Source organism: Cyclobacterium sp. (assembly GCF_014762705.1).
Classification (GTDB): Bacteria; Bacteroidota; Bacteroidia; order Cytophagales; family Cyclobacteriaceae; genus Cyclobacterium.
Genome location: NZ_JABURL010000121.1, coordinates 1 through 6,237, shown reverse-complemented (window position 1 = coordinate 6,237; position 6,237 = coordinate 1). Strand labels below are relative to the sequence as shown.

At 40.5% G+C, this 6,237-nt stretch carries 3 protein-coding genes; 1 reads left to right on the top strand and 2 read right to left on the bottom strand.

The features are described 5' to 3' along the window. The first annotated feature begins 162 nt into the window (after positions 1 to 162). Entirely contained in the window at positions 163 to 1,239 is a 1,077-nt protein-coding gene (locus HUJ21_RS24185) for an acyl-CoA desaturase (protein WP_291373562.1), read from the top strand. A gap of 132 nt (positions 1,240 to 1,371) precedes the next feature. On the opposite strand, the gene HUJ21_RS24180 is transcribed toward HUJ21_RS24185, so the two are convergent. Continuing rightward, on the bottom strand, positions 1,372 to 2,973 hold the full coding sequence (locus HUJ21_RS24180; RefSeq protein WP_291373560.1) for a RagB/SusD family nutrient uptake outer membrane protein: 1,602 nt from the start codon (positions 2,971 to 2,973) through the stop codon (positions 1,372 to 1,374). A 12-nt stretch (positions 2,974 to 2,985) separates the two neighbouring features. Continuing rightward, positions 2,986 to 5,895 carry a SusC/RagA family TonB-linked outer membrane protein gene (locus HUJ21_RS24175; protein WP_291373559.1) on the bottom strand — a complete coding sequence of 970 codons (2,910 nt, stop codon included), beginning with the start codon at positions 5,893 to 5,895 and terminating at the stop codon, positions 2,986 to 2,988. Positions 5,896 to 6,237: the final 342 nt, after the last annotated feature.

Here is a 6,237-nt window from a genome sequence, read left to right as displayed (position 1 = left end):
TCGTGCTTTTACTCAATTCCATGTATTTTTGTTTTTCTTTTGCATGCTTCTAATTTTAATGAATTTCTTTTATTTTCGATTTTATTAAATTATTTACCAAAAATTTTTGTTTTAGTAATATAAAATTCGCAAATAATTAAAAAAAGATACTAAATCTTAAACATGTCATCAACTCTCAAATTCGTAGATAAAAATAATTCAGGGTTTTTTACAACAGTCCGGGAAAGGGTGGACCAGTATTTTGAAACAAATAGAGTTTCGAAACGTGCCAATCGATCCATGGTGCTAAAAACCATCACTTACCTCGTTTCCTTTGTGAGCTTATACCTCACCATTTTATTGGAAGTGTTTCCTTCCTGGGTTTCGCTCTTGCTGGCCATTGCTTTGGGCATGAACATGGCTTTCATCGGCTTCAATATTTGCCATGATGCCTTGCACGGATCCTATTCTTCAAAAAAATGGGTCAATAATTCGCTGGGTTTTCTATTCAATATCATTGGTGCCAATGTATATGTTTGGAAAATAACGCACAATAAGATACACCACACCTATACCAATATCGTGGGGCATGATGGAGATCTGGAGGTAGCCCCCGGTATTGTGAGGGTTTCTCCGGAGGAAAAACACTATCCCATTCACCGGTTTCAACACATCTATGCTTTCTTTCTTTATGCTTTGGCATCCATATCCTGGTTTTTCCGAAAAGATTACAAAAAATTCTTTCAGAAGCGGATCGGTAAACATGAGAACAAACATCCAAAAATCGAATATTTCAACCTTTTCTTTTATAAGCTACTCTATTATACCTTGTTTATCATTTTGCCATTAATTGTCATGGACATTACCTGGTGGCAGTTTATAATAGGTTTTCTGGCATTGAACTTTGCGGAGGGTTTGGTTTTGGGACTGGTCTTCCAATTGGCCCACCTGGTGGAACAAACAGAGTTCCCAAACCCGGGTGAAGCCGAAAACATTGAAAATGCCTGGGCAGAACACCAAATGAGAACTACAGCCAATTTTGCCAGGAAAAGCCGTTTGACTACCTTCTTATGCGGTGGCCTGAACCTACAGGTAGAACACCATCTTTTTCCAAAAATATGCCACATTCACTACCCGGAGTTATCGGGAATAGTCAAAGAAACGGCTCTGGAGTTTGGTCTGCCCTATCATGAAAACAGGAGTTTTGCCTCAGCCTTGAAATCTCATTATAATTTCCTGAAAAGGGCTGGAAAAAAATGAGGTTGCTTGACAAGCAAGCAACCTCGTGATAAACCAGGTTGTTTTAAGCAGTTGCAGGTTAATTCAATCGGCATTGTTCAGAAAAACCCGATGAATCGGACTTGCAACCAATATATCCACTGCTTAGGCAGATCAGTAACCCGGGTTTTGCTCCAGACCAGGTTCCACACGCAAGCTGTTTTCGTGAAAGGGCCACCTGTAGTTATGTGGCTGAAACGATCGGTCTTCAATTTTCAGGGAAACAACCTCCCCATCCACCATTCGGGTATGTCCCAATGCAGGCTGATTCAAAACCTCATCTGCAATTTCCCAACGGATGATATCATCATAACGAAGACCTTCACCGGCAAATTCCACTCTTCTTTCATTTCTGATCAATTGAATCCAGTCCTCCTGACTAAAGTTGGCGTATTCCGGACCTGTCACATCAGCTATTGTCATGTCCAGACCGGCTCTCTCCCTGACCAAATTTATGGATTCCAGGGCCAAATCATCAATATCATTCATCATGATCTTTGCTTCCGCATAAGTAAGTAAGACTTCTGCATACCGAAGCAGTCCAAAATCAAAATTGCCTCCTGAACGGAAAGCATCTGCTTCAGAAACATATTTTTTAAACCAGTAGCCGGATTTACTGGCTCTTTGATTTTCAAAATACATGGGATTATTGGAATTATAAATGTCTATGGGTTCTCCATAGAAATCATCTCCCTGCCCCATAATGCTCTGTTCATATCGGGGATCTCTATTGAGATTTGGATTCAATTCATATTCCTCCATGGTATGCAAAGGGCAATTTGCAATTGGCCTTCCCTGTAATGTCCAATAAGCATCTACCAAAGATTTCAAAGGTACTACATAAGATTGGCCGTTTCCAGTACGGTAGTGTGGACCCAGGTCCCTAAAGGAGTTGGTCGCGCGGTTTCCATGGCTTTGCCGGTCAAAATGGACGATCACTTCATTGTTGGTGGATGCACCTTCATATTGGAATAAATCACCATAATCCGGATAAAGCTCATATTTATTGCTATCCATGATTTCCTTCGCCAGTCTTGCCGCAAGCTCATACCGTTCATTGTACAAGGCAAATCGCATGGTCATGGCTTTGAAGGAGTAGCGATTAAACATGTACTTATCTGAAGTATATTCATCAGCCGGCAATCTTGCAGCGATATCCTCAGCAAGAGGAAATAATTGGTTGAGAATTTCATCCTTTGGCGTTGTTGGCTGTCGGGCATCCACCAAATCGGCAGGTTCCAAATGGAAAGGTACATCACCCCACCTGAATGTCAACCTGAAATAATGCCATACTCTCAATGCTTCCAGGATACTCTTATACTTTGTTCTTACAGACTCGTCTTCCACATAGGGGATATCCGCATTGGCAACAAAAGTATTCAGCCTTCCCAGGTGCTTCATTTGCAATTCATAATAGTACAAAAATGCCTGGGTAGTACTATTAATATTACCATTCGCAATGCGTTGATGGTGGTGACCATCTACCCGGCTGTAGGCGTTGTCAGATTTACCTTCTTGCATGTAAAACAGGGTTTGGTGCACTCCCGGATTGGTAAAAACATCCAGGTAACTACTGTAAACCACACGTCTCAGGTCTTCCTCATCATTAAAAAATTCCACAAAGGATGTTGCCGTAGGATCCGTTTTATCCAACAACTCCACACAGCTTGTTAGGCTGGCTCCTGCAATAAATATTATGATCAATAATTTTTTCATGATATCCCTTTTTTAATTAATAGTAGCTTTAACCCCTAAACTAAATGTACCCATTCGGGGATAACTTCCATTTCCTCCATCTCTCTCCGGTTCCAATCCTTCCCATTTAGTAATGGTGATAGCATCCTGCGCATTGAAATAAAGCCTAACGCTTTTGATATTTTGTCCGATTCTTGGAATCGTATAACCCACTTGAAGCATCTTCACACGGAAAAAAGCTGCATTGCTTAACCATACATCGCTCAAGACAGCATTCGGGCTTGTCCCTGTCCAAACTCTGGGAAACCTGCTATTTGGTGTTTCAGGCGTCCAGCGGTTTTCCATGTAATATTCTCTGGGAGCGCCAAGGTTATTGTTCACGCCATCCATCAGGACGGGGTAACCTTCCAATCCGTTAAGTCTTCCCAACCTTTTGCCTACTCCCTGTCCAAGGAAACTAAAATCCCATCGTCTGAAACTAAGGTTAAAATTTACCGAGTAATTCATGTGAGGAAAGGGATCCCCCAGGTTTCTTTTGTCTTCGTCATTGATGACCCCGTCTCCATTCTGATCTACATACCGAATATCTCCAGGATAGGTATTGGGCAATTTGGCTTCCATTCCATCTACCTCTTCCCAGGTTTGGAAATAACCATCACTTTCATAACCAAAGTAGTTGTCTATAGCTATTCCCTCATACCAGATCATATCCTGATTGTTTTTAAAAATCAGGGTGTCTGACCTGCTGTATCCCGCTTTTAATACCCGGTTTTGGTTATCGAATAACATGCCGCCTATACTGTAATTGACTTCTCCTACCCTGTCTGCGTAATTGGCAGAAAACTCAAACCCTTTGTTCTCCACTTCGCCTATATTAACAGAGGAGGTAAGGTAATAGGAACCGGTCAATGGGGGCACTGGAAAATCCGAGTAAATGAGATCATAAGAATACTTATGGTAATACTCGGCAGTAAGGTTCAATTTGTTGTTCAGTGTAGTCAGATCAATACCAAAATTGGACTGTCTTTGCTTCTCCCAGCTGAAATCGGGATTTGGTACACGCATGGTCCATCCCCAGGTATTTACCACTTCCTGCCATAGGTATGGCGCAACATTTTCATTTCCAATCAGACCAAAAGATGCCCTGAATTTTAAATTGTTGATGGCACCCGAACTGACCAAGCCACTCATGAAGGATTCATTGTGTATGTTCCATGCAAATGCACCGGAAGGGAAAAACCCCCATCGGTTACCAGGGGCAAACTTACTGCTACCATCTGCCCTGGCGGTCCCTTCTAGCAAATACCTGTTGTCAAACGAATAATTTACTTTTGCAAAAAAGGAAGATTTCGAAAACTCCCGGTAATCGGTATAAGTATTATTCATGATTTCAGTACCTCCCAGGAGGTAAATCTTATCCTGCCCATTTCGCAAATTATTTTCATAATTGATCATGGCTCTGGCGGTTATTTGGCTTTGACTTACTCCCTGTGAGGCACCAACAGAATTTCCCCATATCTCAACCGGTTTTCCATCTCCATCGAAAAATTTATGGGTTAACCTTTTGTATTTTTCAGCAGACTTATTGATCAGGTAGGAAACATTGCCTTCTAAACTCAACTTATCATTGATAAAATACTTAGGCCTTAAGTTAATCGTACTTCTGTCGTGCAATGCATTCCAGGATCCTCCATGGTTAATAGATGCCAGAGGATTGATATTGTTATGAAGTATATAATTGTTCTCAAGTTCTGAATCATAAAAAATCGGTTGAGTAGGATTCATCCTCCAGGCTTGCTGGTACAATCCATGTCCATTGGTATTGGCATTGAGCCGATCGACTTGTAAGCGGTGGGCGTAAAAATCTGCCTGAAGCACAAATTTATCAGCTATGTTGATATTGGTATTGAACCGGGCTGAAAATTTCTGAGAACCTTCAAGTTGATTCATGCCATTTTCATCAAGATATCCCAGCATCAGATTAAAGGTACCTACTCCTCCTCCACCTGAGATACTGGCAGATGTGTTATTTGAATAAGACTGTCTCTGCATCACAGCACCCAGCCAGTCGGTATTGGTATAATTTCCGTTTTCTGCTGCTGAAATATCTTCTTCCGAAAACAACAGGGATTGCCCCTGATGCCCCCTTGCTTCATTATTCAGCCGCATATAATCTGCTGAACCTACAAAATCAGGCAAATCAATGGGGTTATGCAAAGCTGCCCAGGAGTGTAAATTGACTCTGAATTGGCCGGTAGTTCCCCTTTCCGTTTCGATGATAATTACTCCATTAGCTCCCCTGGAACCATATAGAGCCGCAGATGCGGCATCTTTTAAAACCGTAATGTTTTTGACCTGATTTGGATCAATATCTGTCAGGGACTGCTCCATTCCATCAATAATCACCAGCGGAGAAGCATTTTGTAAAGTACTGATGCCCCTGATGGAAATGGTTCCTGGTACACTTCCCGGGAGGTTTGTACCCTGCATTAGGGTTACCCCGGGAATAGTCCCACTGAATGCTTCTTCCAATTTAAAAATGGGGCGACTTTTTATCAAGTCCATATCCAACTCCTCCACTGAAGATGCCAGGTGTTGCCTTTCCACTTCACTAAAACCTACTACTACCACCTCATTCAAATCCATGCTATCCTCTTGCAAAGTTACACTGATCTCATTTGTTCCTTCCGTGCTGATCTCTTTTCCCTGGAAGCCTATCATATTGAAAATCAACGTGGCTTTACCACTGACTGCAATTTCATAAGAACCGTCCAAATCGGTGGTGGTTCCCACTGTTGAACCTTTTATTAGTACCAAAACAGAAGGGATGGGTTCACCTTCTTCATCTGTGACTGTACCGGTTATTGTTCTTTGTTGCCCATAAACATCGAGCAATGATAAAAACATTAAAACCAGTAGAAATATTCTACCTTTAAACATCATTTAAATTTAATTTTTGTAAATTTTTATAACCAATAAGCTTAAAATTTAACTCCTAAGGAATTATTCTAATTTAGATTTTATTGCGCTGTTTGCTGAAATTTGCATCCAGAAGCAAAATATTGAATTATACCATATTGATACCTCCTTTCATTTTATGAGTGAGTACAATTTAAGTATGAACTGCTCAAATCGATCAATTAAAAAAGCAGGGCTTAAAGGTATCTATAAAAATAATGGTTAAAAATCCAGTTATAATAAATATAGGTAAATTTATAATTTTTTTATTTTGATATTTAAATTTAACTAATTTAATATTATAGGTAATTTTTTAAAGGATATTAT